The sequence below is a fragment of the Morganella sp. Je.2.23 genome (assembly GCF_051129855.1).
Classification (GTDB): domain Bacteria; phylum Pseudomonadota; class Gammaproteobacteria; order Enterobacterales; family Enterobacteriaceae; genus Morganella; species Morganella sibonii.
The window spans coordinates 43,629-69,455 of the sequence record NZ_JBCPSQ010000001.1; the positions used below are offsets into that span (position 1 = coordinate 43,629).

The 25,827-nt window shown below is 51.8% G+C and carries 26 protein-coding genes; 5 read left to right on the plus strand and 21 right to left on the minus strand.

Annotated elements, in window-relative coordinates:
* Positions 1–5: 5 nt before the first annotated feature.
* The 10 genes from emrA to nrdH all read right to left on the minus strand — a co-directional run bounded on the left by emrA (position 6) and on the right by nrdH (position 11,802).
* The gene (gene emrA, locus AAZR23_RS00170) at positions 6–1,184 is read right to left on the minus strand and encodes a multidrug efflux MFS transporter periplasmic adaptor subunit EmrA (RefSeq protein ID WP_434689790.1); all 1,179 of its coding nucleotides are present in this window, start codon (positions 1,182–1,184) and stop codon (positions 6–8) included.
* Positions 1,185–1,427: 243 nt separating this feature from the next.
* Positions 1,428–1,943, minus strand: a complete 516-nt coding sequence (mprA, locus tag AAZR23_RS00175; protein ID WP_107680386.1) for a transcriptional repressor MprA — start codon at positions 1,941–1,943, stop codon at positions 1,428–1,430.
* 484 nt (positions 1,944–2,427) lie between these two features.
* Complete coding sequence (locus AAZR23_RS00180) at positions 2,428–3,654, minus strand: MFS transporter (RefSeq protein WP_434689793.1); 1,227 nt, start codon at positions 3,652–3,654, stop codon at positions 2,428–2,430.
* 330 nt (positions 3,655–3,984) lie between these two features.
* The gene (gene proX, locus AAZR23_RS00185; RefSeq protein WP_046893657.1) at positions 3,985–4,983 is read right to left on the minus strand and encodes a glycine betaine/L-proline ABC transporter substrate-binding protein ProX; all 999 of its coding nucleotides are present in this window, start codon (positions 4,981–4,983) and stop codon (positions 3,985–3,987) included.
* Between the two features lie 88 nt (positions 4,984–5,071).
* Positions 5,072–6,211, minus strand: a complete 1,140-nt coding sequence (proW, locus tag AAZR23_RS00190; RefSeq protein WP_218427657.1) for a glycine betaine/L-proline ABC transporter permease ProW — start codon at positions 6,209–6,211, stop codon at positions 5,072–5,074.
* Positions 6,198–7,403 (minus strand): glycine betaine/L-proline ABC transporter ATP-binding protein ProV, encoded by a 1,206-nt coding sequence (gene proV / locus AAZR23_RS00195; RefSeq protein WP_434689797.1) that lies wholly within the window; start codon positions 7,401–7,403, stop codon positions 6,198–6,200. The genes proW and proV overlap by 14 nt, the downstream gene beginning before the upstream one ends.
* A gap of 605 nt (positions 7,404–8,008) precedes the next feature.
* Positions 8,009–8,971, minus strand: coding sequence for a class 1b ribonucleoside-diphosphate reductase subunit beta (gene nrdF, locus AAZR23_RS00200; RefSeq protein ID WP_004235573.1), 963 nt, complete (start codon positions 8,969–8,971; stop codon positions 8,009–8,011).
* Positions 8,972–8,993: 22 nt separating this feature from the next.
* On the minus strand, positions 8,994–11,114 hold the full coding sequence (gene nrdE / locus AAZR23_RS00205; RefSeq protein ID WP_214095507.1) for a class 1b ribonucleoside-diphosphate reductase subunit alpha: 2,121 nt from the start codon (positions 11,112–11,114) through the stop codon (positions 8,994–8,996).
* A gap of 30 nt (positions 11,115–11,144) precedes the next feature.
* Positions 11,145–11,561 carry a class Ib ribonucleoside-diphosphate reductase assembly flavoprotein NrdI gene (gene nrdI / locus AAZR23_RS00210; protein ID WP_052926261.1) on the minus strand — a complete coding sequence of 139 codons (417 nt, stop codon included), beginning with the start codon at positions 11,559–11,561 and terminating at the stop codon, positions 11,145–11,147.
* Positions 11,562–11,583: 22 nt separating this feature from the next.
* Complete coding sequence (gene nrdH, locus AAZR23_RS00215) at positions 11,584–11,802, minus strand: glutaredoxin-like protein NrdH (RefSeq protein ID WP_046893662.1); 219 nt, start codon at positions 11,800–11,802, stop codon at positions 11,584–11,586.
* A 308-nt stretch (positions 11,803–12,110) separates the two neighbouring features.
* Here nrdH and mnmH point away from each other — a divergent pair, with 308 nt between their 5' ends.
* The 3 genes from mnmH to cspE all read left to right on the plus strand — a co-directional run bounded on the left by mnmH (position 12,111) and on the right by cspE (position 14,243).
* The gene (gene mnmH, locus AAZR23_RS00220; protein WP_434689802.1) at positions 12,111–13,193 is read left to right on the plus strand and encodes a tRNA 2-selenouridine(34) synthase MnmH; all 1,083 of its coding nucleotides are present in this window, start codon (positions 12,111–12,113) and stop codon (positions 13,191–13,193) included.
* Positions 13,194–13,374: 181 nt separating this feature from the next.
* Entirely contained in the window at positions 13,375–13,842 is a 468-nt protein-coding gene (locus AAZR23_RS00225) for a methylated-DNA--[protein]-cysteine S-methyltransferase (protein WP_218427661.1), read from the plus strand.
* Positions 13,843–14,033: 191 nt separating this feature from the next.
* Positions 14,034–14,243, plus strand: a complete 210-nt coding sequence (gene cspE, locus AAZR23_RS00230; protein ID WP_004235583.1) for a transcription antiterminator/RNA stability regulator CspE — start codon at positions 14,034–14,036, stop codon at positions 14,241–14,243.
* 91 nt (positions 14,244–14,334) lie between these two features.
* Here the strand turns inward: cspE and AAZR23_RS00235 are convergent, their stop codons facing one another.
* From AAZR23_RS00235 to rsfS, 10 genes are all read right to left on the minus strand, one after another.
* A complete protein-coding gene (locus tag AAZR23_RS00235) occupies positions 14,335–15,183 on the minus strand; it encodes an EamA family transporter (RefSeq protein ID WP_434689805.1) in 849 nt (282 codons plus the stop codon).
* 302 nt (positions 15,184–15,485) lie between these two features.
* Positions 15,486–16,451, minus strand: a complete 966-nt coding sequence (gene lipA / locus AAZR23_RS00240; RefSeq protein ID WP_107680377.1) for a lipoyl synthase — start codon at positions 16,449–16,451, stop codon at positions 15,486–15,488.
* Between the two features lie 131 nt (positions 16,452–16,582).
* Positions 16,583–17,215 (minus strand): lipoyl(octanoyl) transferase LipB, encoded by a 633-nt coding sequence (gene lipB / locus AAZR23_RS00245; protein WP_046893667.1) that lies wholly within the window; start codon positions 17,213–17,215, stop codon positions 16,583–16,585.
* A 142-nt stretch (positions 17,216–17,357) separates the two neighbouring features.
* On the minus strand, positions 17,358–17,621 hold the full coding sequence (gene ybeD, locus AAZR23_RS00250) for a DUF493 family protein YbeD (protein ID WP_046893668.1): 264 nt from the start codon (positions 17,619–17,621) through the stop codon (positions 17,358–17,360).
* A 69-nt stretch (positions 17,622–17,690) separates the two neighbouring features.
* A complete protein-coding gene (dacA, locus tag AAZR23_RS00255) occupies positions 17,691–18,905 on the minus strand; it encodes a D-alanyl-D-alanine carboxypeptidase DacA (RefSeq protein WP_046893669.1) in 1,215 nt (404 codons plus the stop codon).
* Between the two features lie 91 nt (positions 18,906–18,996).
* Positions 18,997–19,986: an endolytic peptidoglycan transglycosylase RlpA gene (rlpA, locus tag AAZR23_RS00260; protein WP_046893670.1), complete on the minus strand. Its 990-nt coding sequence runs from the start codon at positions 19,984–19,986 to the stop codon at positions 18,997–18,999.
* Between the two features lie 17 nt (positions 19,987–20,003).
* Positions 20,004–21,116 carry a peptidoglycan glycosyltransferase MrdB gene (gene mrdB / locus AAZR23_RS00265; RefSeq protein ID WP_052926296.1) on the minus strand — a complete coding sequence of 371 codons (1,113 nt, stop codon included), beginning with the start codon at positions 21,114–21,116 and terminating at the stop codon, positions 20,004–20,006.
* A 5-nt stretch (positions 21,117–21,121) separates the two neighbouring features.
* Positions 21,122–23,002 carry a peptidoglycan DD-transpeptidase MrdA gene (gene mrdA / locus AAZR23_RS00270; protein WP_166708925.1) on the minus strand — a complete coding sequence of 627 codons (1,881 nt, stop codon included), beginning with the start codon at positions 23,000–23,002 and terminating at the stop codon, positions 21,122–21,124.
* A 56-nt stretch (positions 23,003–23,058) separates the two neighbouring features.
* The gene (rlmH, locus tag AAZR23_RS00275) at positions 23,059–23,529 is read right to left on the minus strand and encodes a 23S rRNA (pseudouridine(1915)-N(3))-methyltransferase RlmH (protein ID WP_004235593.1); all 471 of its coding nucleotides are present in this window, start codon (positions 23,527–23,529) and stop codon (positions 23,059–23,061) included.
* A 3-nt stretch (positions 23,530–23,532) separates the two neighbouring features.
* Positions 23,533–23,859, minus strand: coding sequence for a ribosome silencing factor (gene rsfS, locus AAZR23_RS00280; protein WP_004240847.1), 327 nt, complete (start codon positions 23,857–23,859; stop codon positions 23,533–23,535).
* Positions 23,860–24,146: 287 nt separating this feature from the next.
* Here rsfS and AAZR23_RS00285 point away from each other — a divergent pair, with 287 nt between their 5' ends.
* Positions 24,147–24,674, plus strand: coding sequence for a DUF1722 domain-containing protein (locus tag AAZR23_RS00285; RefSeq protein WP_434689811.1), 528 nt, complete (start codon positions 24,147–24,149; stop codon positions 24,672–24,674).
* Here AAZR23_RS00285 and AAZR23_RS00290 read toward each other — a convergent pair.
* Positions 24,644–25,003 carry a winged helix-turn-helix transcriptional regulator gene (locus AAZR23_RS00290; protein ID WP_046893672.1) on the minus strand — a complete coding sequence of 120 codons (360 nt, stop codon included), beginning with the start codon at positions 25,001–25,003 and terminating at the stop codon, positions 24,644–24,646. The genes AAZR23_RS00285 and AAZR23_RS00290 overlap by 31 nt on opposite strands.
* A gap of 103 nt (positions 25,004–25,106) precedes the next feature.
* On the opposite strand from AAZR23_RS00290, the gene AAZR23_RS00295 reads away from it, so the two are divergent.
* Positions 25,107–25,826: an SDR family oxidoreductase gene (locus AAZR23_RS00295; protein ID WP_052926256.1), complete on the plus strand. Its 720-nt coding sequence runs from the start codon at positions 25,107–25,109 to the stop codon at positions 25,824–25,826.
* Position 25,827: the final 1 nt, after the last annotated feature.

Genomic DNA, 25,827 nt, shown 5'->3' on the forward strand with positions numbered 1-25,827 from the left:
ACTCCTTACTGACCGGCATTGCGGCTGATTATCTCTGAGATCATCTGATCAGCCGGTTGCATATCAATGCTCAGGGCATTGGTATGATAGGCCGGATCGGTGCGCACACTTTTTGACAGCACCGGGCCGTCAGTATTCTGAGTGTCCACGGTGACATCACCGGAAAGACCGATACGCAGCGGGTATTGCTCCAGCTGTGCCGGGTCCAGTGCGATACGCACCGGCAGACGCTGAACAACCTTAATCCAGTTACCGCTGGCATTCTGTGCCGGAAGCAGTGAGAACGCGCTGCCGGTACCCATATCCAGTCCGGTAACGGTACCGGTGAAGACCACTTTATCGCCGTAGAAATCGGTGATCACTTCAGCCGGCTGTCCGATACGCATAGCACTGAGCTGTGTTTCTTTAAAGTTGGCGTCAATCCACATGCCGGTTGCCGGTACGACCGCCATCAGCGGGGTGGCTGGCGTGATCTGTGCGCCGACCTGCACACTGCGGCGGGAGACATAGCCGTCCACCGGACTGCGGATATCGGTCCGCTCCAGTGCCAGCCAGGCATTGCGCACTTCAGTGGCGGCCTGTTTCACTGCCGGCTGTTCGCCCAGCGGGGTATCGAGAATAACGGCTTTATTGGCATTAAACTGCTCAGTGGCGACATCCAGTTGTGCTTTGGCGCTGACTACTGCTTCGCGGGCATGCTGAAGTTCTTCTTTGCCAATCAGATTTTGCGCACCCAGCACTTCCCGGCGGCGGAGGTCATTTTGCAGACGGGTCAGTTCTGAACGGCGGACTTCAATACCGGCCAGTAACTGGCGGCTGTTGATCATCTGCTGATGTGTCTGGCGGACACTGTTTGCCAGCGCGACCTGTGCTTTTTCCAGCGCCAGTCCGGCATCCCGCTTGTCGAGCTGAACCAGCAGTGTGCCGGCGGTCACGTAGTCGGTATTATCCACACTGACAGTGGTGACACTGCCGGATACCTGTGACATCACAATGACCTGATTACCGGTCACATAGGCGTTATCAGTTGATTCATGGTGGCGGAGTACCATAAACCAGTAAACGGTGTAAGCCGCCCCCAGTAATACAAACAGTAACGTCAGCAACATCAGCGCATTACGGCGTTGTCGTTTTTTGTTACGGGCAGGGGGCTGTGCAGCCTGAGTTTCCTCACTGACACTCATCAGTTATCTCCGGGTCTTGTTCTTTTTTTAAGGTGTTGTATGACATAACCGCAACAAAGACAGGCTTGCTATTGTCGTCACTGTGGTTAACGACAACTGCAAGCCGGGATGGTCAGCACATCAATTGATGTCAGAAATGTCAGCCTGTGAAGAATAAAGGATCCGGGCCAACAGAAAAGGTTTTTTTACACATACTTATTGAGAAAAGCTCTTATTCATTAACCTTAAACAATAAAAGGTTATTTAGTTGTCGCTCTTATCGAGCTGAATAAGTAATTTTCGCATCAGTTTTTCCAGGTCTTTCTGCTCATTATTGTCCAGCGCTGACCAGATATGACGTAATGCATCATGCTGAGGCGGAAGCAGGCTGTGCAGAAAATCGGAACCTTTTTCTGTCAGGTGCAGATGCAGGCAGCGGCGGTCATTGTGGCTCTCTTTGCGCTCAATCCAGCCGTTTTTCTCCAGTTCATCCGCGATACGGGTCGCATTGGTGCGGGAGGAGCCGAGTGCTGCACTGAGTTCTGAAGGCTGAATGCTGTGAGATTCTTTAGTATCCAGAATCATCAGGGCCATGAATAATGTTTCATTTATCCCCTGAGATTTCAGCATATTGTTACGTTTTTCTAATAATTTACTCTGAACGTGCATTGAAAGCCGGGTCAGTAAAATTTCCTGATACGGCAGATCCGCACCCAGATTATTCTGTTGTGTGATCCGGCTGTTAAGCAACTCTTCTGTCGGTGTAAATGAACTTTCCATTATTGAGATACCTTATTAGTTTCTGTTGGTATGTTAACCCGGCTATGACCCGGCGGGATGGCCGGCCAAAAGATTAATTTAACAATTATAGCAGGTTAATATCACTACATTTCTTCTGATAATGCCAACTGATTCATAAATTTTATGAATGTTAGTCACAGATATCACTTATTATTTAGCAAATCACTTACATTTTCATTACCGGGTGGCTGACTCTGATTATGCGTAATTTTTGCTTCATAAATTACGTCAATTTTTATTAGTGAACCATGATAATGAAGAATATCAAATGACTTTCATTAGCCGTTATGTCAGTGATTATTGCTGTAGTATCTATTTTACGTGGTCAAAAATTATTTTCTTTGATTAACAGTGTTATTTGTAACTTTTTATGAAGGGATAATCCACGGGTGGTAGATTATTATGCGATTTTCGTTTGATTTTTGAGTGTAAAAAGCACCGGAAGGTGCTTTTTACGGAGGAATCAGGTGTGTGAGGGCTGCTGATGCGTGGCTGTTTCGCCGGATTGCGGGACATCATACTTCTTCCCGGCAAGCCAGATCACCAGGCCCAGGGCACTGACGGCGGCACCGCTGTAACAGACGCCATCCCAGCCGTAGTGACTGTATGCATAGCCGGAAAGCAGTGAACCGAATGCACCGCCGCAGAAATAACAGGTCATATAACCTGCGGTCAGGCGACTGCGTGCCTCCGGCATCATCCGGTAGAGGGTACTCTGATTGGTGACATGAACAGCCTGCACGGCGAGATCAAGGATCACCACACCGGCCACAAAAGCAGCGACAGAATATCCGCTCAGCGCCAGCGGTATCCAGGAGAGCAGCAGAAGCAGCAGACCGGCGCTGGTGGTCAGACGGCCTTTGCCTTTATCGGCAAAACGTCCGGCGGGACCGGCCATCAGGGCTCCGGCAGCACCGGCGAGGCCGAACAGCCCGATAGTGCTTTCGGAATAGTTAAACGGATCCGATGCCAGCAGGAAGGCCATTGAGGTCCAGAGCAGACCGAATGCGGCAAAGACAATGGCACCGAGTGCGGCGCGGACACGCAGAACCGGGGTGCGGATAAACAGTGTCACAATGGAGGCCAGTAACTGACCGTATTTCAGATCAGACACCTGTTTGTACTGCGGCAGACGCAGATACAGGATCAGCGCCAGCAGAACGAGCTGTCCGGAGGCTGCCCAGTAGACTGTCCGCCAGCCGCCGAATTCCGCGAGCACACCAGCCACGGTCCGTGCCAGCAGAATGCCGAGCAGCAGGCCGCTCATAATGATCCCGACCGCTTTGCCGCGATGCTGCGGTTTGGCGATAGTCGCCGCCAGCGGGATAAGAATCTGCGCCACCACGGAGAACATCCCGGCCAGTGCGGTACCCAGCAGTAACTGCCAGAGCGTCTGTGACAGGGCGGAGATGACCAGCCCGATAGCAGACAGCAGTGTCATGGTGACGATCAGGTTGCGGCGCTCAAATTTATCCCCGAGCGGCACCAGAAACATCAGACCGGCGGCATAGCTGAGCTGCGCGGTTGTGACGATAAAGCCTGCCATACCGGCAGTCACGCCGAATTGTGCGGCAATCGTCTCCAGTAAAGGCTGTGCATAATAGTTACTTGCGACTAACAACCCGGTTGCTATTGCCATCAGGCAGATAAGCTGAGGTGTCAGAACCGCATCAATGGTTTTCTTTTTCATGATTATTATAAGATTGACTGAGTATGAAATGATTACGGGTACTACGGAGCGGTACTATATAGAAAGCAGACCGGAAAGGGTATCGGTTTTGTGAGATTCATCACGTTTTGTTGAGGAAAAAAAGCGGCCATATTGCTATGGCCGCCCGGGCCGTTGACAAACCCGCAGGGGGGGCGACGACCGCCAGAGGTTGTAACAATAAACCAGGAAAATCAATTTATTGATTTTCGGCTGATAACACAAAGCAGGAAAAACCACGTTTTATCCTGCTTTGTCAGCAATCTCAGCGGCCATATTGCTATGGCCGCCGGGAGGATTTTTCAGATCCGGTTATTTATCAGCGGCTTTTCGTGCCTGTTCAATCCAGCCGTCGAACTTAGCCTGATTGGCTTTAATCCAGGCATTGGCGTGACGTTCAATATCCGCCTGTGAATTTTCGCCGTTATGCATGCGCAGGTTCTGGGCGTTAATTGCCGAAACCGGCAGTTTCATGACGGCAAACAGCTCAGCGGCAGCCGGGTTCTGTTCAGCCCAGGCTTTGTTGGCTGCAATATGCATGGTGCTTGGCGGGAAGCCGTAGTTTTTGCCGTTCGGCAGTTTGGTATCGATCTTCTCACCGTCAGGCATGGAGGAGAACGGTACTTCCAGCCAGACAACATCACGGCCCGGTTTCAGGACATCACTGATCCAGTACGGTGTCCAGGTATAGTAGAGAACCGGTTTGCCCTCTTTATAACGGGTGATGGTGTCTGCCATCATCGCGGCATAGTTCCCCTGGTTGTGCTCAACCGTATCTGTCAGCTTATAGGCTTTCATGTGGTTGTTGATGGCGGCCTCACAGCCCCAGCCCGGGTTACAGCCGGTCAGATCCGCTTTACCGTTGCCGTTACTGTCAAACAGTTTGGCAATTTCCGGATCTTTCAGCTGCTCAATGTTGGTGATGTGGTATTTTTCAGCGGTCTTTTTATCAATCAGATACCCCTGGGCGGCATTCACGACATAATCCCCTTTGCGGTAGAATTTGTCGTCGCCCCCGGCGGCTTTGTACTGGGAGTTGTGCAGCGGTACCCAGCTCACTGCCATAAAGGTGGCATCACCGTTGGCGATTGATGCATAGGCCACGTTGTAATCCACTTCCTGAATAGGCTGCACATCATAGCCGAGTTCTTCCAGTGCTTTGTTGACGATAAGGGTCTGAAAGGTTTCTTCAGTAATGGTGCTTTGTACAGGCAGCACTTTGACCCCTTTGCCCGGCTGTGCGGTGTCCGCGAAAGCCTGAGTACCAATGAGTGCCGATAAGGCGATTGCTGCGATTGCTGTCTTACGCATCGTTTTCCCTCTTGTTGTGCCTGCCGCCGGGATAACAGCGGCAGGGTGATAATGAGCGGGAGCAAAAACTCCCTGTCGCTGCCGCGGATTACGGCGCGCGGCGGAACGGACGGGTGATAAGCCCGGCAGGGCCGGTGTGATACCACCGGCGGCCGGCTTTGCTGCGGGAATCTTTCCCGAGTGATTGTGTCAGGCGGTCAAGAATAATGGCGAGAATAACAATTCCGGCACCACCGACTGACGCCAGCCCCATATCCAGACGGCCGATACCGCGCAGTACCATCTGCCCCAGACCACCGACGGCGATCATGGAGGCGATAACCACCATGGACAGTGCCAGCATCAGCGTCTGGTTGATCCCGGCCATGATGGTCGGCATCGCCAGCGGTAACTGCACTTTAAACAGCATCTGGCGCGGATTGGCACCAAAGGACTCTGCCGCTTCCACCAGATCGGCGGGCACCTGACGGATACCGAGGATAGTCAGGCGGATCACCGGCGGCAGGGCGAAGATAATCGTTACCACCACGCCCGGTACGTTACCGATACCGAACAGCATCACAATCGGCACCAGATAGACGAAGGCCGGTGTTGTCTGCATGGCATCAAGCAGCGGACGGATAAATTTTGCAGCGCGTTCATGCCGCGCCAGGGCAATACCCGTTGGTAAACCGATGATAATACAGAACATCAGGGCGGTCAGAACCAATGATAATGTCACCATTGCCTCGTTCCATGCCCCGATGGCACCGATAAAGGTCAGTGATACCACAGTGGCAATCCCCAGTCCTTTACCGCTCATCTGCCAGGCGAGCAGGGCAAAAATAAGAATCGCGATCGGCGCGGGAATAGCGGTTAGTCCCTGTTCAAAGGTCGTGAGCACAAAGTCGATCGGTACACGGATACCCTGAAAAACCGGGCGGAAGTGCAGCACAATCCAGTTAATGGCATCGGTTACCCAGCTGTCAAACGGGATCAGCGAGTGGTCAAACGGGTTTGCCCAGTCAAAGGCGGGGCCGGTATCAGCCGGTGCAGCATCCAGCCAGTCGCTGCCGCTGTCAGCCGCGCCGCCCCACGGGTCAGCATCCGCACCGCCGGTATCGGCGGCACTTCCCCACGGATCACTGCTGTCTGCGGCATCCGGGGTTGTTTGTGCTGATGAAGTATCCTGTTCTGACGTTGCCGCCCATGGATCAAGTTCTGTATCCTGTTGATTATTCCGGCTCATTCGGCGTCTCCTTATCTAAAGCCTGCAGCAGCATCCCTTTTGAGATAACCCCGGCATAGCGGTTGTTGTTGCCGACCACCGGAACTGCACACGGTGACTGCGCGACAACGGTCAGCAGCTCATTCAGCGGCGTGTCGGCGCTGACCGCCTGCGGCTCGCTCAGAATGGCATCTGTGATAGGTTTTTTCGCTTTCAGTGCCGCCTCCAGAGAGGCAACAGAAACAATACCGGCAAATTTTTGTCCGCGTTCAATCAGATAGCCGTACTCACGATCATCATCATTGAGAACTTTCAGTGCCGAACGCGGGCCGAATCCCGGTGCCACATGCAGCAGCGCATCCGCGCGGCGGCGGGCAATATCTTTGGCGCTGAACACATGACTGATATCCACGCCGCGGAAGAACGTGCGGACATAATCATTGGCCGGATTATTGAGGATCTCATCCGGTGTGCCGACCTGCACCACAACACCGCCCTGCATAATGGCAATACGGTCGCCGATACGCATAGCTTCGTCGAGGTCATGGGAAATAAAGACGATGGTACGCTGTTTATCCCCCTGGAGACTCAGCAGCTCATCCTGCATTTCGGTGCGGATAAGCGGGTCAAGGGCGGAGAACGCCTCATCCATCAGCAGGATATCCGGGTCATTTGCCAGCGCGCGGGCAAGCCCGATCCGCTGACGCATCCCGCCGGACAGCTCATCCGGATAGGAATTTGCCCACTGTTCCAGGTTGACCTGTTTCAGAGCATCCAGTGCGCGTTCATTACGTTCTGTTTTGCTCATCCCGGCCAGTTCAAGGCCGAATGCGGTATTATCGATAACCGACATATGCGGCATCAGAGCAAAGGACTGGAACACCATACTGATTTTTTTGCGCCGCACCTCGCGCAGTGCCTGATCGGAGATAACAGCGATATCTTCGCCGTCGATCAGCACCTGGCCGCGGGTCGGTTCTATCAGGCGATTGAGAAGACGAACTAAGGTGGATTTCCCTGAACCGCTCAGTCCCATGATGACGAATATTTCGCCTTCTTCAATGGCCAGATTGGCGTCCTGTACGCCGACGGTAGCACCGGTCTTTTCAAAGATATGTTCTTTGTCCAGGCCCTGTTCTAATAATTCAAATGCCTGTTTCGGGTGCTCACCGAATATTTTATAGAGATTTTTAACTTCGAGTTTTATTGCCATGCAGTATATCCATTCAGAATAACGTGGATGTGAAATGGGTAAATGTGAATCCTCTCCCTGAAAAAAAACGTTATTTACCCTAGCATACGAGATAATGCTGACAACCCCTTGTTTATGAGAATTAATCAAAAACAGCGGATATATTTTTAGTGCAAAATCACTGATATCCGGTAAATATGCCGATTTATTAATATATGAATGATTTGCGGGAAATAAGACAGGGATATCCCCGGAAAGTTAACCAGGCGCTTGTTTTAGCCGCTTTTTATCCGGAATACCTGAAAAGAGAATATGATGATATTTCGCTGCATAATACCGGTGTCAGTAAGTTGTGATGTTTCTCCCGAAAACAGTGAAAAAAAATCACGCCACATTAAACATACTTATTAATAATGATATGTAATTAATGTCGTGATAATGGATATTTAGGTTAAGTTTAAAAATAACTCGATAAAAATACCCCAATAACCGGAAAATAGCTCCGGAAAAATTGATAATTCAGGTTGTTTTATGAGCAAAAAATGCACTGATATAAATATGCTGCAATATCAGTGCATTAATAAAATCGGTGTTTTTCACATGACACTTAAACGGAAATTATTGATTTAAAAATCCCAGTCCTCATCTTCGGTATTCACCGCTTTGCCGATCACATAAGAAGAGCCGGAGCCGGAAAAGAAATCGTGATTCTCGTTGGCATCCGGTGACAGCGCCGATAATATTGCCGGACTGACATCCGTCACACTCTCCGGAAACAGCGCTTCATAGCCTAAATTCATCAGTGCTTTATTTGCGTTGTAATGCAGGAATTTAATCACATCCTCAGACCACCCTGCACCGTCATATAATTTCCGTGTATAACTGACTTCATTTTCGTATAAATCAAATAACAGACTGAACGTAAATTCCTTTATTTCTTTACGGGTTTGTTCGTCATAATTCTGTAATGAACGCTGGAATTTATAACCGATATAATAGCCGTGTACTGCCTCATCACGGATAATCAGGCGGATAAGATCGGCGGTATTCGTCAGTTTGGCACGGCTTGACCAGTACATCGGCAAATAAAAGCCGGAATAGAATAAGAAGGATTCCAGAAACACACTGGCGACTTTCTTTTTCAGCGGGTGCGGGTCACGATAGTAACCGAGAATAATCGCCGCTTTGTTTTGCAGTGTCGGTTCCTCCTCACTCCAGCGGTAGGCGTCATCAATCTCCTGTGTGGAGCAGAGCGTGGAGAAAACCGAGCTGTAAGAGCGGGCATGCACCGCCTCCATAAAGCTGATGTTGGAGAGTACGGCTTCTTCATGCGGTGTCAGGGCATCCGGGATAAGGGCAGGGGCACCAACTGTATTCTGAATGGTATCCAGCAGGGTCAGCCCGGTGAAGACCCGGATAGTCAGCTGCTTCTCTGCCGGGGTCAGCGTCTGCCATGACGGAATGTCATTGGAGAGCGGGACTTTTTCCGGCAGCCAGAAATTGCTGGTCAGACGGTTCCAGACTTCAAGGTCTTTGTCATCCTCAATCCGGTTCCAGTTGATCGCGGAAATGCGGCTTAATGTGGTCATATGATATCTCTTAAAAAACAGGTTATACGGCGCAGGAAACACAGCCCGCCACTTCGGTGCCTTCCAGCGCGGACTGGCGCAGGCGCACGTAATAGAGGGTTTTTATCCCTTTGCGCCAGGCGTAAATCTGTGCACGGTTGATATCGCGGGTGGATGCCTCGTCACTGAAAAACAGGGTGAGAGACAAGCCCTGATCAACATGCTGTGTGGCGGCAGCGTAAGTATCGATGATCTTTTCCGGCCCGATTTCATAGGCATCGCGGTAATACTCAAGGTTATCGTTGGTCATATACGCCGCAGGATAATAGACGCGGCCAAGCTTACCTTCTTTGCGGATCTCAATGCGGGCTACAATCGGATGAATGGAGGAGGTCGCGTGATTGATATAGGAAATCGATCCGGTCGGCGCAACAGCCTGTAAATTCTGGTTGTACAACCCGTGCGCCATGACACTCTCTTTCAGCTGCTGCCAGTCAGCCTGCGACGGGACGGTAATTCCGGCATCCGCAAACAGGGCGCGGACTTTTTCTGTCGCCGGTTCCCATTTCTGCGTAATGTATTTGCTGAAGTATTCCCCGCTGGCATAGGCGGACTGTTCAAAATTACGGAATGTCTGCTGCCGTTCAATCGCCAGCTGGTTTGAGGCTTTCAGGGCATAGTAGGCGATGGTTAAGAAATAGATATTGGTGAAATCAATACCTTCTTCCGAACCATAATGGATATGCTCCCGCGCCAGATAGCCGTGCAGGTTCATCTGCCCGAGCCCGATAGCATGAGAGCCGCGGTTGCCGTGATCAATGGACGGCACACTGCGTATTTCACTCATATCCGATACCGACGTCAGTCCGCGTACGGCGATGTCAACGGAGCGGGCGAAATCCGGGGAATCCATCATTTTCGCAATATTCAGCGAGCCGAGGTTACAGCTGATATCACGGCCGGTGTGGCGGTAGCTCAGGTCGTCGTTGTATTCACTGGCGCTGTTGACCTGGAGGATCTCCGAGCAGAGATTGCTCATATTAATGTAACCGGCGACCGGGTTGGCCCGGTTCACATTATCCTCAAACATGATGTAAGGATAACCGGACTCAAACTGGATCTCCGCCAGGATACGGAAAAATTCACGGGCATTGATTTTGCGCTTACGGATGGCTTTATTGTTGACCATGTCAGCATAGTGCTCTGTGATACTCAGCTCTGACATCGGTTTGCCGTACACCCGTGCAACATCGTACGGAGAGAAGAGATACATCGGCTCGTTGTTTTTGGCCAGCTCAAAGGTGATATCCGGGATAACCACACCGAGGGACAGCGTTTTGATACGGATTTTTTCATCCGCATTTTCCCGTTTGGTATCGAGAAACGTGAGGATATCAGGATGGTGCGCATGCAGATACACGGCTCCGGCCCCCTGACGCGCGCCCAGCTGATTGGCGTAAGAAAAGGCATCCTCCAGCATCTTCATCACCGGCACCACGCCGCTGGACTGGTTTTCAATCAGTTTGATCGGCGCGCCGGATTCGCGCAGGTTGGTCAGCAGAAACGCCACACCGCCGCCGCGCTTCGAGAGTTGCAGCGCCGAGTTCACACTGCGCCCGATGGATTCCATATTATCTTCAATGCGCAGCAGGAAGCAGGAGACAAACTCCCCGCGCTGTTTTTTGCCGCAGTTGAGGAACGTCGGGGTGGCGGGCTGGAAACGTCCGCTGATGATCTCTTCCAGCAGATGTTCTGCCAGTTTCGTATCTCCCCGTGCCAGCGTCAGCGCCACCATGCAGACGCGATCTTCAAACCGCTCCAGATAACGCTGGCCGTCAAAGGTTTTCAGGGTATAGCCGGTATAATATTTCAGGGCACCGAGGAAAGTCGCAAAGCGGAATTTTTTACTGTATGCCTGCCGGAACAGATTTTTAATAAATTCAAAATCATATTGTCCGATAACATCAGCTTCGTAATAGTTTTCATTAATCAGAAAATCGAGCTTTTCCCGCAGATTATGGAAAAACACGGTGTTCTGATTAACATGCTGACGGAAGTAGTGGTGTGCGGCCGTCACATCTTTATCAAACTGGATTTTTCCCTCTGTATCATACAGATTGAGCATGGCATTCAGGGCGTGGTAATCCGTGTATTCAGTGGTCATCGTGTTATTCCGGTATCAGATAAGCAGCATTCAGCAGGCGGATTCAGCGGCCTGCTGCTGCCAGAAATGGTGTAAGCCGCGGCGGACGTTATCCACATCCGCCTGCGTGCCGAGCAGTTCAAAGCGGTATAAAAACGGCACCTGACATTTGGCGGAGATAATGTCACCGGCAATGGCATAAGCGCGGCCAAAATTGGTATTACCGGCGGCAATCACGCCGCGCAGCAATGCCCGGTTCTCAGGGCGGTTCAGAAAATGGATCACCGGACGCGGTACCGCACCATTGTGATGGCCGCCGCCGTAGGTCGGCACCAGCAGCACAAAGGGTTGTGTGGCGGCCAGATTCCCGTCTTCCGGCAGCCGGGTGGCCGGAATTCCCAGCTTTTCAGTGAACCGGTGACAGGTTTCTGAACGGGTGGAAAAATAAATCAGTGCCTGTGTGGTCATGGTGCCTCCGGGGATATGCTGCTCAGAGGGCGGCAAGTTTGTCGGGACGGAACCCGGCCCAGTGTTCCTGACCGGCGATCACCACCGGCACCTGCTGATAGCCCAGTGTGCGGACATGCTGATACGCCTGTTCATCCTGAGTGATATCGATGACACTGAACGGAATATTTTTTCGTGTCAGCATCTGATAGGTGGCATTGCACTGTACGCAGTCGGGTTTGCTGTAGATAGTCACTGTCATGGTGGTATCCCGTGGTTATGGCTGCCCGTTATGAGCAGATATCGTGGGTTAGCTGTGTCTCGAATACTATATGTAGATTTTAAATATATCAACCACACTATATATGGTGTTTTTATAATTTGAATGATTATCACTATTATTAATCCGGATGTGAGTAAATGCGCGATGAACTGTCCGCACGGTGAGTATGCGGCGGCGGAAAATCCGCAGCGACAAATGCCGCGGGCAGGCGTACAATAAAAAAATCTGAACTGTCTTTTACAGACAGCTGAATCTATTGGCACCTGAACTGAAATCACACATTTATTATGGAATTAGCCCCGTCTTCCCGAACCATCCGCACACTTCTTGCTTCTGATACTCCGCTGATTGATGTCCGCGCACCGGTCGAATTCAGTCAGGGAGCGATGCCTGCTTCACATAACCTGCCGCTGATGAATGATGAGGAGCGGGCGGCTGTCGGCACCTGCTATAAGCAGCAGGGATCTGAAAAGGCGCTTGCGCTGGGGCATCAGCTGGTCAGCGGTGAAAGCCGTGAGCAGCGGATGACGGCCTGGCTGGCGGCCTGTGCAGAATATCCGCAGGGGTATCTCTGCTGTGCCCGCGGAGGGCAGCGTTCACATATCGTGCAGCAGTGGCTGCGGGAGGCCGGGACGGAATACCCGCTGATCACCGGGGGTTACAAAGCATTGCGCCAGGCGGTCATTCAGGTGACGGAAGAGCTGGTGGCACGTCCGGTGATCCTGATCGGCGGCTGCACCGGCAGCGGTAAAACCACACTGGTGGGCGAACTGGCTGACGGTATTGACCTTGAAGGGCTGGCGCATCACCGGGGATCGTCTTTCGGCCGCACACTGGAGGCGCAGTTTGCCCAAGCGACATTTGAAAACCATCTCGCTGCCGCGATGATAAAAAAAGAAGAAGCCGGTACCCGCTGGGTGCTGGAAGATGAGGGCCGCGCTATCGGGGCTAACGGTCTGCCGGAGCCGCTGCGGGCACAAATGGCACAGGCGTCGCTGGTGGTGGTGGAAGATCCGTTTGAGCGCCGTCTGGAACGCCTGAAAGAAGAGTATTTTGACCGCATGACCTGTGATTTCACCACCGCATACGGTGAAGAGAAGGGACGTGAGGCATACAGCGAGTATCTGCATCACGGGCTGTCTGCTATCCGGCGGCGGCTCGGCACACAGCGTGCCGCGGAACTGACCGCACTGCTCGATAGTGCCCTCGCGGAGCAATGGCGCAGCGGCAATACCGAAGTGCATTTCTCGTGGCTGTGCCCGCTTCTGGAAGAATATTATGACCCGATGTACCGCTATCAGCTGAGTAAAAAAGCCGATCGCATCCTCTTTCGCGGCACGTATGAGGCCGTCGCCGACTGGCTGAAATAATCAGCTGTCTCATCATTCGTCATAAATCAGTCCGCCGGGATATCATTTTCCGGTGAACTGACTTGCATGAATTCATTTGCCTCGTTATTTTCTCTGTTGTGAGATGAATGACGTAAATGATGTTTGTCTCTTTATCATAATTAGGTTTTGCTATAGCAAAACCAGCACAAAGGGCAAACGTATGGCGACGACTTATATAAAGGCTCCAACCGGATTTCCGCGCCGTTTTATCATTATCAGTGCGGATGAGCAGGGGATCACTGAACTGGGATTTGATGATACTGCACCGGAGCAGACAGACAGTGATAATCCGCATATCAGACAGTGCATTCATGAGCTGGATGAATATTTCGCCGGGAAACGACAGGATTTCAGTGTAAAACTCAATCCGCACGGTACTGAATTCCAGACCAGGGTGTGGGCGCAGTTATCAACGATTCCGTTTGCGGTTACCTGGTCTTATAAAGATCTGGCATTAAAACTGGGATCGGCTAATTATTGCCGTGCGGTCGGTATGGCAAACGGGCGTAATCCGATTTGTCTGATTATTCCGTGCCACCGGGTGATCGCCCACGACGGCTCAATGGGCGGCTACAGCAGCGGGTTGGATATCAAGCAGTGGCTGCTGCGCCATGAAGGGATCATCTGAGGGATAAATACAATTGTCCTCTGAAATAACCAGGACAAATCCTCTGGTATATCAGCGAAATATCACTCAGAATACCATTATCCGACGGGTAGTTTAGTATCGAACCAGATTGCCCGGCAGGATCAATACAGTCTGATGATGACTGGCCGGGTACTGATGAAGTACTATCACTCGTAAAAAGGTTTTTTTGAATGTCAAAGCGCAAAGGTAACGTGAAGTGGTTTAACGAAGCAAAAGGTTTCGGTTTTATCACTCCGGAAGACGGCAGCAAAGATGTGTTTGTTCACTTCTCTGCAATTCTGAATGATGGTTTCAAAACACTGGCAGAAGGCCAGAAAGTGGAATTTGAAATCGTTGATGGCGCAAAAGGCCCGTCTGCTGCAAACGTTGTCTCGATTTAAGTTGTAACTCGCTATACCGTAGCCGTTATTTTAATTCGACATTACCGTGACGAAAACCCGTTACTCACCATAGTAACGGGTTTTTTTTATATCAGCGCCGGTTAGCTACCTGACTGAGCCAGACACTGCCGATAACCACCACAACACCGGCACACTGTAACAGGCTCAGTTGCTGATCCAGCACAAACCAGCCCAGCAATACGGCAGTCAGCGGGCTGAGAAAACCGAGCGATGCGACTGAATCCGGCCCGAGGATCGCCAGTCCGCGAAACCAGAACAGATACGTCAGTGCTGCACCAATCAGCCCCAGATACAGCAATCCGCTGATATTGAGCAGTGTCAGCGGCGGCAGTGCCGGTTCGAGCAGCAGAGAGACCGGGAGCAGGAGTAATCCGCCTGCAGTGAGCTGCCACGTGGTAAAGGTCAGCGGTGAGACATCCGGCTGCCAGCGGCGGCTCAGTACCGTACCGGCGGCCATGGAGAAGGCACCGGCTAACCCGGCAATAATACCGATGGTGTCAAGTTTTGCCTGCGGCGTCAGTAACAGCAGTGCCACCCCGCCTATCCCGCACAGTGCGCCGATCACCGCCAGCGGTTTCAGCACATTTCCCAGCACCATACGGGAGAGCAGCAGCACTATCAGCGGCTGAATAGCGCCGACCGTCGCAGCCACGCCGCCCGGCAGACGATAGGCGGATACAAACAGCAGCCACCAGAACACGGCGAAATTCAGCGCGCCGAGCACGAAAATCCGCCCCCACCAGATCCCTTTCGGCAACTGACGGATAAACAGCATCAGCAGCAGACCGGCCGGTAAAGCGCGCAGCATAGCGACAGTCATCGGGTAGCCGGCAGGCAGCATTTCGGTTGTCACCAGGTAAGTACTGCCCCAGACGGCGGGAGCCAGTGCGGTCAGACATAAAACGCCACTACGTTGCATAATTTACTCATTATTAATGTGTTATGGCACGCATCATAATCAGTATCAGTAGCAGTGGGAATAGCGGCAGAGAGGCAGAGCACAAAAGACATATATCATTGAGCTGTTTTCCGGTCAGGTAAAACACCGGTAACGGGCAGGCGAACGAAAAGCGTAAGCGCCATGGATGGCGCGATCCGGGCGCAAAGGATGTGTTTACAGCGACTTTTCGTTTTGCCCGTTACCGGCGTCATCACCGGAGCGGCATAAAAAAACCGCCGTTTTTCAGCGGCGGTTTCCGGTATTCACAGAACGGCGGGAAATTATTTAACTTCTTCGCCTTTGGCCTGCAAATCAGCATGGTAAGAAGAGCGGACAAACGGGCCGCAGGCAGCGTGGGTGAAGCCCATCGCCATGGCTTCGGCTTTCATTTCCTCAAACTCTTCCGGGCTGACATAACGCTGAACCGGCAGGTGGTGGCGGCTCGGCTGGAGATACTGGCCCAGCGTCAGCATGGTGACGCCGTGACGGCGCAGGTCGCGCATAACATCCAGGATCTCGTCATTGGTTTCGCCTAAACCGACCATCAGACCGGATTTGGTCGGGATCTCCGGATGCGCTTCTTTAAAGCGTTCCAGCAGTTTCAGTGACCAGTCATAGTTCGCGCCCGGGCGCACCTGGCGGTAAACACGCGGTACGTTTTCCAGGTTGTGGTTGAAAACATCCGGCGGGGTGGCGGTCAGGATTTCCAGTGCTTTATCCATACGGCCGCGGAAGTCCGGCACCAGAGTTTCAATTTTAATGGCCGGGCTGTGATCGCGGATAGCGGTGATACAGTCAGCAAAGTGCTGAGCGCCGCCGTCACGCAGGTCATCACGGTCAACAGAGGTGATCACCACATAGCGCAGTCCCATATCTTTGATGGTCTGACCCAGTTTCTGCGGCTCGTTGGCATCCGGCGCATTCGGGCGGCCGTGGGCAACGTCACAGAACGGGCAGCGGCGGGTACAGATAGCCCCGAGGATCATAAACGTGGCGGTACCGTGGTTAAAGCATTCGCTCAGGTTCGGGCAGGAGGCTTCCTCACAGACAGAATGCAGGCCGTTACGGCGCATTGCATCTTTGATCCCCTTGATTTTATGGGAATCGGCCGGAAGTTTGATTTTCATCCAGCTTGGTTTGCGTAATCGTTCGGTCGTCTCTGATACCAGGTTTTTGACCGGGATAAGCGCCATTTTATCGGCGTCGCGGTACTTGATACCGCGCTCCATCTGAATTGGTTTACTCATGTTTATGTCATTTCCGGTTAGATTCATCGGATTGTGATTGATGAGCGCCGTGGTGACGGCCTGTCTGCTGAATGTAACAATATCATCAATCTTTTAAAAATCTTTTTAAAAATGTTAAAAAAATTATATCACTATTCTGCGGCAAGTTGGAATCCTAATTGCCGGCAGAATTGTGCGGTCAGCACAGGCTGAACATCCGCAAGGGTAATACCGGGAACAAAATCAGCCATTTGCGTCATGGCAAGACCGGCATAACCACAGGGATTAATGCGGTGAAAAGGTTCAAGATCCATATTGATATTGAGCGCCAGCCCGTGGAATGAGCGGCCGTTACGGATACGCAGACCGAGTGAACAGATTTTGTTACCCGCCACATAAACGCCGGGGGCGTCCGGGCGCGGATAAGCATCAATATTCCACTGTTTCAGGGTTTCAACCACGGCATTTTCCAGAGCGGATACCAGTTCGCGCACACCGATTTTGTCACGCTTAAGGTCAATCATCACATACATGACCTGCTGTCCCGGGCCGTGGTACGTCACCTGGCCGCCGCGATCAGATTGGATCACCGGGATATCGCCGGGTGCCAGGACGTGTTCTGCTTTACCGGCCTGTCCCTGGGTAAAAACGCGCTCATGTTCGACCAGCCAGATCTCGTTGCCGGTATCCGCAGTACGCTGCTCAGTAAATTGGTGCATGGCTTCGGAAACAGGATGATAAGGCCGCAGGCCCAGCTGGCGTAAAATGATGGTGTTATTTTGCAAAATGATATCTTCAGTTCGGTATGCCGGGTCAGCAGTATAACGCGCACGGCAAATACGTACCAGTGACGGGCATAAAATGTTCAGCAGGATAAAAAAAAGGCCGCCCTGAAAGGCGGCCTGAAATGATGAAGAAATAACGGTATTACAGCACCATTCTGACACGTTCTAACGCGCCTAATTCTTCGTACAGATTCTCGATCTGCTCAATGTGTGTCGCATCAATCGTCACAGAAACGGAATGATAGGTTCCTTTGCTGCTCGGTTTGATTGACGGACTGTAGTCACCCGGCGCGTGGCGCTGAATCACTTCCAGAACATCATTCACTAATTCCGGTTCAGCGGCACCCATCACTTTGTAGGTAAATGAGCAGGGGAACTCTAACAGTTCATCAAGTTTGGTTTTCATGGGTGCTCCTTAATAAAGCAAAACTTCAGATGAATTAAATATGGGGATAGTTCATCTGATTTCAAGTCTTCAGCCAAACCAGCGGTGAAACAGCAGGCGGATATAGTCGATCAGACGACTGAAGAAGTTACCTTCCGGTACCGCTTCAGTGACGACCAGCGGCCGGGTTTCAATAATCTGGTTGTCGAGCTGGAAGTTAATCGTACCGACCACCTGGTTTTTGGCCAGCGGAGCGTGCAGTTCCGGATTGGTCAGAACAAAACCGGCTTTCAGATCTTTCAGGCGGCCGCGCGGGATAGTGATATAGACATCATTTTCCACGCCTAACTGCACTTTGTCTTTATCCCCGAACCAGACGATTTCCGAGACCAGCGGGTTATCTTTCTGCATCGGTTTGACGGTTTCAAAGAAACGGAAACCCCACGTAAGCAGTTTTTTGCTTTCCGCATTACGGGCTTTGGCTGATTTGGTGCCCATCACAACGGAAATAAGACGCATATCCCCTTCAGTGGCTGACGCTACCAGGTTATAGCCCGCGCCGCTGGTGTGGCCGGTTTTAATTCCGTCCGCATTCAGGCTTTTGTCACCCAGCAGGTCGTTACGGTTTTGCTGGGTAATATTATTATAGGTGAATGAGCGCTCTTTATAGATTGCGTATTCATTCGGCACATCACGGATCATGGCCTGACCAATCAGAGCCATATCCCGGGCAGTACTGTACTGACCTTCGGAATCCAGCCCGTGAACGGTTTTAAAATGGGTATTTTTCAGGCCGAGTTGTGACACATAAGCATTCATCTGGCTGACAAAGGTTTCCTGGTCGCCGGCAACAAATTCTGCCATCGCCACACAGGCATCATTACCGGATTGCAGGTTAATGCCGCGGCTCAGGTCAGATACGCTGACGCGTTCGCCCGGTTTGAGGAACATCAGTGAGGAGCCGCGGAACACCGGGTTACCGGTCGCCCAGGCATTTTCCCCGATAGTGACCATGGTTTCCGGTGTGAATTTTCCGGCATTCATCGCCTGTCCGATGACATAGCTGGTCATCATTTTGGTCAGGCTGGCGGGATCACGACGGATATCGGCATTTTTCTCAGCCAGTATTTTTCCGGAGTGGTAATCCATCAGAATATAGGATTCCGCTTCAATATCCGGTACGGCCGGGATTGTGGTATTCAGATTCGGAACATCAGCGGCAGAAGCTGCGGCGCTCAATGCCAGGGTCAGACCGAATGCGGCCAGCCGCCCGGCGCGGTGTTGATAAGTCGTTGCGTATTTCATGAGTGTTAAAACAACATTGATGATGCCGGTGAAAAAGAAACGCTATCATAGCAAAGTGCCATGACAGCGCGTAGTGTTATCACAGCCTGTTTTACGGTGCCAGGATAAATGAATTCATATTCAGCTGCTGCTGAAGGCGTCCCTGAACCTCTGCGGCCTGTTCACGGCTGGCAAACGGCCCCAGCTGAACACGGTAAATATCGCCTGCGGTTTCTGTCATACCGGGTACGCCAAGTTTGCCGCTGAGCTCTTTCTGCCATTGTGATGCGCGTTCCTCACTGGCTACCGCACCCACCTGGACACGGTAACCACTCACCGTGACCGGTTGCGGTGCGGGAGTGTCTGTGTTTTCAGTTTGTGCATCTGCCGGTGCTGCGGGCTGTTTCACGACCGGGATAAGTGCGGATTCAGGCTGCGGTTGTGCCATAACCGGACGGCTGTTGATCGGCACGACCGGGGTGGTGTTGGTTACCGGTGTACCCAGTGCACTGGTTTTTCCCAGCTCAGGGCGGCCCGGCAGGGCATAGCTCTGTTTGGCGACAACGGTGCCGACAGTCCCGGTTCCGCTCAGAGAGCCGTCTTCCGCGACCACAATCGGGTCAATTTTAATTTTTGTGTTCGGCAGCAGGTTCAGGCGATCTGCCACTGCACGGGAAAGTCCGATTTGTTTGCCCGGCATATACGGGCCGCGATCGTTTATCCGTACCACCATCATGCGGTTATTTGCCATATTAGTCACACGTGCATAGCCCGGGATTGGCAAAGTCGGGTGGGAGGCGGTCAGTTCGGCGCTGTTGACGATTTCGCCGGTGGCTGTCCGGTTGCCGTTCTGCGCCTGGCCGTAAATCCAGGCATAACCCTGCTGACTGAAGTTTTCCGGATCACGGACAATCTGATATTGCTGACCATTACGGACATAATCATTATTCGCGCCCGGATGCAGCGGCTCATAGGCCGGTACGGCGCCGAGAATCTCTTTTGCCGGTCCCGGCGGCGGTGTCTGTTTAACCGGCTGTTGCACTGACGGGCAGCCTGCCAGCAGGGCGGCCATTGCTGTGACCGCAATCCATTGTAAACGCATGAAAACCTCGTAATGTATTATAAGCTTTTTGACAGCATCTTACGGTGTGTATGAATTGACATGACAATACCAAACCCTGCCATTAATACAATCAGAGCGGAGCCGCCGTAACTCATCATCGGCAGCGGTACACCAACCACCGGCAGTATCCCGCTGACCATACCGATATTCACAAACACATAGACAAAGAAGATGAGCATCAGGCCACCGACCATCACCCGCCCGAACGTATTCTGGGCACGGGCGGCAATCATCAGCCCGCGCATAATGATCAGCAGATAGAGTACCAGTAAAAAGATCACGCCGACCAGCCCCAGCTCTTCCGCGAGGACCGCAAAGATAAAGTCAGTATGACGTTCCGGCAGGAATTCCAGCTGGGACTGGGTGCCCAGCATCCAGCCTTTTCCGGCCAGCCCGCCGGAGCCGATGGCAATTTTTGACTGAATAATATGATAACCGGCACCGAGCGGGTCGGTTTCCGGATCGAGCAGCATCATCACGCGGCCGCGCTGGTAATCGTGCATCAGGAAAAACCAGAGCAGCGGAATAAAGGCGGCAAGCAGCAGGAGGGCTATTCCGATAAGGCGCCAGCTCATACCGGCCAGAAACAGCACAAAAATACCGGAAGCCGCCACCAGGATGGATGTCCCGAGATCGGGTTGTGCGGCCACGAGTAATGTCGGTACCACCACCAGCAGCAGGGCGATAGCCGTATTTTTCAGTGTCGGCGGGCACTGGTCGCGGTTCATAAACCGCGCCACCATCAGCGGAACCGCAATTTTGGCAATCTCAGACGGCTGGAAACGGACAATTCCCAGATCAAGCCAGCGCTGTGCGCCTTTACTGATCTGCCCGAACACATCGACAAAGACCAGCAGGATGACACAGACAATATAAAGATGCGGCGCCCAGGTTTCATACACCCGCGGCGGGATCTGCGCCATGATCAGCATAATAATGATACCGGAGAAAATCTGCCCGAGGCGGCGCTCCATCATTTCCGTGTCCAGCCCGCTGGCACTCCACAGTACAAACGCACTGTAAACCAGCAGGATCAGCAGCAGCACCAGCAACGGGAAGTCGATGTGCATGCGGGTCATCAGAGATACTTTGCGCGGATTATCAGTCATGGGTATTACTCAGTTTCACTGCCGGGCGGCGATGGTGGGGCATCAGGCAGCACCGTGTTGTTATCACCCAGCAGGACATGATCAAGGATCTGACGGACCAGGGTACCTACTGCCGGGCCTGCACCGCCGTTTTCCAGAATGATGGTCACTGCCACCGTCGGGTTATCGTAAGGTGCGTAGGCAATCATTAATTTATGGTCGCGCAGACGTTCCGCCAGTTTGCTGGCGTTATAGGTTTCATAGCTGAACACCTGTGCTGTCCCCGACTTGGCGGCGGCTTTGTATGGTGTTCCGGCAAAGAATTTACGGCCGGTGCCGTTCGGCGCGTTAGCCACGCCGTACATTCCGGATTTTGCCAGCTCCCAGTAACCGGAATGAATATCACCAATGGTAATATAGTCTTTCTGCTCATACGGCAGCATGCCGTCACCCTCTTTGGTACCGAGCAGCAGATGCGGCGTTTTTACCACACCATCATTTATCAGGGTATTAAGCGCTTTTGACATCTGGATGGGTGTTGATGTCCAGTATCCCTGGCCGATCCCGACCGGGATGGTATCACCCTGATACCATTGCTTCTTGTAGCGCCGCTGTTTCCATTCGCGGGTCGGCATCACACCGTTGTATTCTTCTATCAGATCAATACCGGAATATTCGCCGTAACCGAAGCGGGTCATCCAGGCGGACAGACGGTCGATCCCCATGTCATACGCCACCTGATAGAAGAAGGTATCCGCAGATTCAATAATCGATTTCACCACGTTCAGATTGCCGTGACCATAGCGTTTCCAGTCGCGGTAACGTTTTTCCGAACCCGGTAACTGCCACCAGCCCGGGTCAAAAATGGTGGTGTTGCGGGTGATCACTTTTTCACTGAGAGCCGCCACCGAGATAAACGGTTTCACCGTGGATGCCGGCGGATAGAGTCCCTGAGTCGTACGGTTAATCAGCGGACGATCCGGATTATTGAGCAACCCGCGGTAATCCGGGCCGGAAATGCCGTTCACAAACAGGTTCGGGTCATAACTCGGGTTAGACACCAGCGCCAGGATTTCGCCGTTGCGCGGATCACTGACCACGACAGCTGCCCGGCTGGTGGTCAGCAGTTTTTCGATATACATCTGTAATTCAAGATCTATCGTCAGATAGATATCTTTCCCGGCCTGCGGTGCCTGCTCGTGTAACTGGCGGATCACCCGGCCGCGGCTGTTGACTTCCACTTCCTCATAGCCGGTTTTGCCGTGCAGGACGGATTCATAATAGCGCTCAATACCCAGCTTACCGATGTCATGGGTGGCAGCATAGTTCGGTAAAATCCCGTCTTTATCCAGACGTTCGACATCTTTGTCGTTAATTTTGGCCACATAACCAATGACATGGGTCAGGGCGGACCCGTAAGGGTAGAAGCGGCGCTGATAACCTTTGATTTCCAGTCCCGGGAAACGGTACTGATTAACCGAAAACCGCGCCACCTGAATCTGACTGAGCGGGGTTTTCAGCGGAATAGAGGTAAAGCGGCGCGAACGGCGGCGCTCTTTTTCATAATTTGCGATGTCTTCGTCGGACAGGTCAACGATTTCGCGCAGCTCATTCAGTACATCCGGCAGGTCAGTGACTTTCTCCGGTATGATTTCGAGCTGATAAATCGTTCTGTTTTCCGCCAGCAGAGTGCCTCTGCGGTCATAAATCATGCCCCGGCTCGGCGGAATAGGAACCAGTTTTATCCGGTTATCATTGGAGCGGGTCTGATAATCTTCATGGCGGTTAATCTGGAGATGATAGAGATTCACCACCAGTACGGCAGATAAAATAACAATACCGATAAACGCAACCACCGCACGGCGGATGAACAGGGCGGATTCCGCACTGTAATCGCGGAAATCCATCCGTTGCTTATGTTTTTTCTTATCGCCGTCAGGCGGATTCAGACCGGGCACTGCGGTTATTCCCTGTGATACGGATGATTGGCAGTAATACTCCAGGCGCGGTACAGGCTCTCTGCGACCAGCACACGCACCAGCGGGTGCGGCAGGGTCAGCGGGGAGAGTGACCAGCTCTGTTCTGCTGCAGCTTTACAGGCAGGCGAAAGGCCTTCCGGGCCGCCGATAAGCAGGCTGATATTGCGTCCGTCCTGCTTCCAGCGTTCCAGCTGACCGGCCAGCTGCGGAGTATCCCAGCGTGCGCCGGGAATATCCAGTGTGACAATCCGGTTACCTTTGCCCGCTGCCGCCAGCATTAATTCGCCTTCTTTTTCCAGGATACGCTTAATATCCGCGTTTTTCCCCCGTTTTCCGGCCGGAATCTCTGTCAGTTCAAACGGCATATCTTTCGGAAAGCGATGGAGATAATCCTGAAATCCGGTTTCGACCCAGTCAGGCATTTTGGTGCCGACGGCAATGAGCTGTAACTTCAACACTCAGCTCCAGAGTTTCTCTAATTCATACATACGGCGGCTTTCGTCCTGCATGACATGCACGATAGCTTCACCGAGATCGACAACAATCCAGTCAGAAATTCCCTGACCTTCCACGCCGAGCGGCATCATACCTGCCTGACGGCAGTCTGTTACGAGGTTATCGGCCACGGATGCCAGATGACGGCTTGATGTGCCGGTACAGATAATCATGTGATCGGTAATACTGGATTTACCGCGTACATCAATAGTAATAATATCCTGCGCTTTTGAGTCTTCGAGTTTATCAATAATAAACTCAAGTAATTCTGTGCCTTGCAAAAGGTTCACCTTATTCCGGATTAATGGATAACAGAAACACATCCCCGTCAGTAGTACCGCCATGCAGTTCAGGCGCGGGGTTGCTGTGTGCCGGGGATCATCGCTATTTTACGTTACACAGGGTAATTTTGCGAGGTTCGCCCTGTGTTGCCGCCGGCACCGCAAGAATAACAGCGAACAGGGGGAATACAAAGCAGTAAAGATTAAAGAAATATAAGGAAATGTACGGGCAGGAAAAACAGAAACAGTGTGTGTTGTACTATAGTCACTCAATAAAAGATGAAAAGGCGGAAAATATGACATATCAGCGGCAGCCGGAAGAAGAACCGGAGGAAATAGTATGGCGGCAGACAGTACAGCAGGCGCTCGCGCAGGTACTGAATCCGCCGCTCAGTGCGGGCAGGCTGATCCGTGAGCATAGCCGTTATAAATATGCGCTGATGGCCTATTCACCACGCATATACAAAAGCAGCGGGCGATTGTTGTCACAGGCGGGAACATTATCGCCGGACGAACTGGCGGAAACTGCCGCGGTCTGGCAGCGGGAACTGCTGACCGCATTTTCACAGCCCGCGACCCGTGCCAACATGACCAATGCGCTGATGCATATGCAGGGCTATTTTAAACGCCTGCTGAGTCCGGCAGAAAAGCAGCAGATGAGTGCGGCAATTGAGGCTTACCGCACCGGTGCCTGTCCGGCGGAGGGGGTGAAGCATCTGTTACTCACCACTGCCCGTCATTATCAGATAGATTATTTATGCGATCAGGCAATATTACAGGCGGCAGCACCGGCTCAGTCACACTCCGGGCGCAGCAGTGTGTAGCGATCGCCCATGTTTTCATAGCCCCAGTCACACATCAGCATCAGAATCGGGATCAGTGAGCGGCCTTTATCTGTAATTGTGTATTCCACGCGGGGCGGCACTTCGGCAAAGACCGTCCGGGTAAGTAAACCATCTGCTTCCATCTCGCGTAATTGATTGGTTAATGTTTTTTGTGAAATATTGACAATATAAGCCCGTATTTCACCAAAGCGCTGAACGGTTTTTTCAGATAATAAATTTAATATTAATGGTTTATATTTCCCGCCGATAACCGACAGCGTAACTTCTATTTCACTGACCACTACAATTTTCTTTATTTTATCGTCCATTAGTTACCTTCAGGTTACTTTGTGAAATTAATCTGCCTTCTTGATATATGTAATGCAAGGCATAAAATCATGCAACTTTATTTATATTCTCAAGGTAAATGCAATGAAAAAATTAGTGGTTATTACCGGTGCCAGTTCCGGTATTGGTGAATCTGTGGCAAAACGAATGAGTCAGGCAGGGCATCCGGTATTATTACTGGCACGACGCAGTCAGATTACAGAAGGGTTTCATCTGCCGGACAGTCTGTGCCGCAGTGTGGATGTGACGGATCTTACTGCCATGAAGGCAGCAATAGCCGAAGCAGAAAGCCTGTACGGCAAAACGGATTTATTAATTAACTGTGCGGGCGTCATGCTGCTGGATAATCCGTATGATCAGGATTATGCGGAATGGCAGCAAATGGTGGATGTGAATATTAATGGTGTTCTGACCGGAATTAATATTGTATTGCACGATATGGTTGAACGTCAGGAAGGTACTATTATTAATATCAGTTCGATTGCCGGACGAAAAACATTTCCCAGCCATTCCGTGTATTGCGGTACCAAATTTGCGGTTCATGCTATTACGGAAAATATCCGCGAAGAAGTGGCATCCGCAAATGTCCGTTTAATTACTATTGCGCCGGGGGTGGTGGAAACGCCGTTATTAAGTCATACCACCAATGAGGAAATTAAGCAGAATTACCAGACCTGGAAAAAAGAGATTCAGTCAGGTCTGGACCCGGAAAAAATCGCGGATTGTATTCAGTTTGCTTATCAGCAACCGCAGGATGTGTGCATCCGTGAGATTGTGATTGCCAAAACCCGGCAGGCAGGGTGAG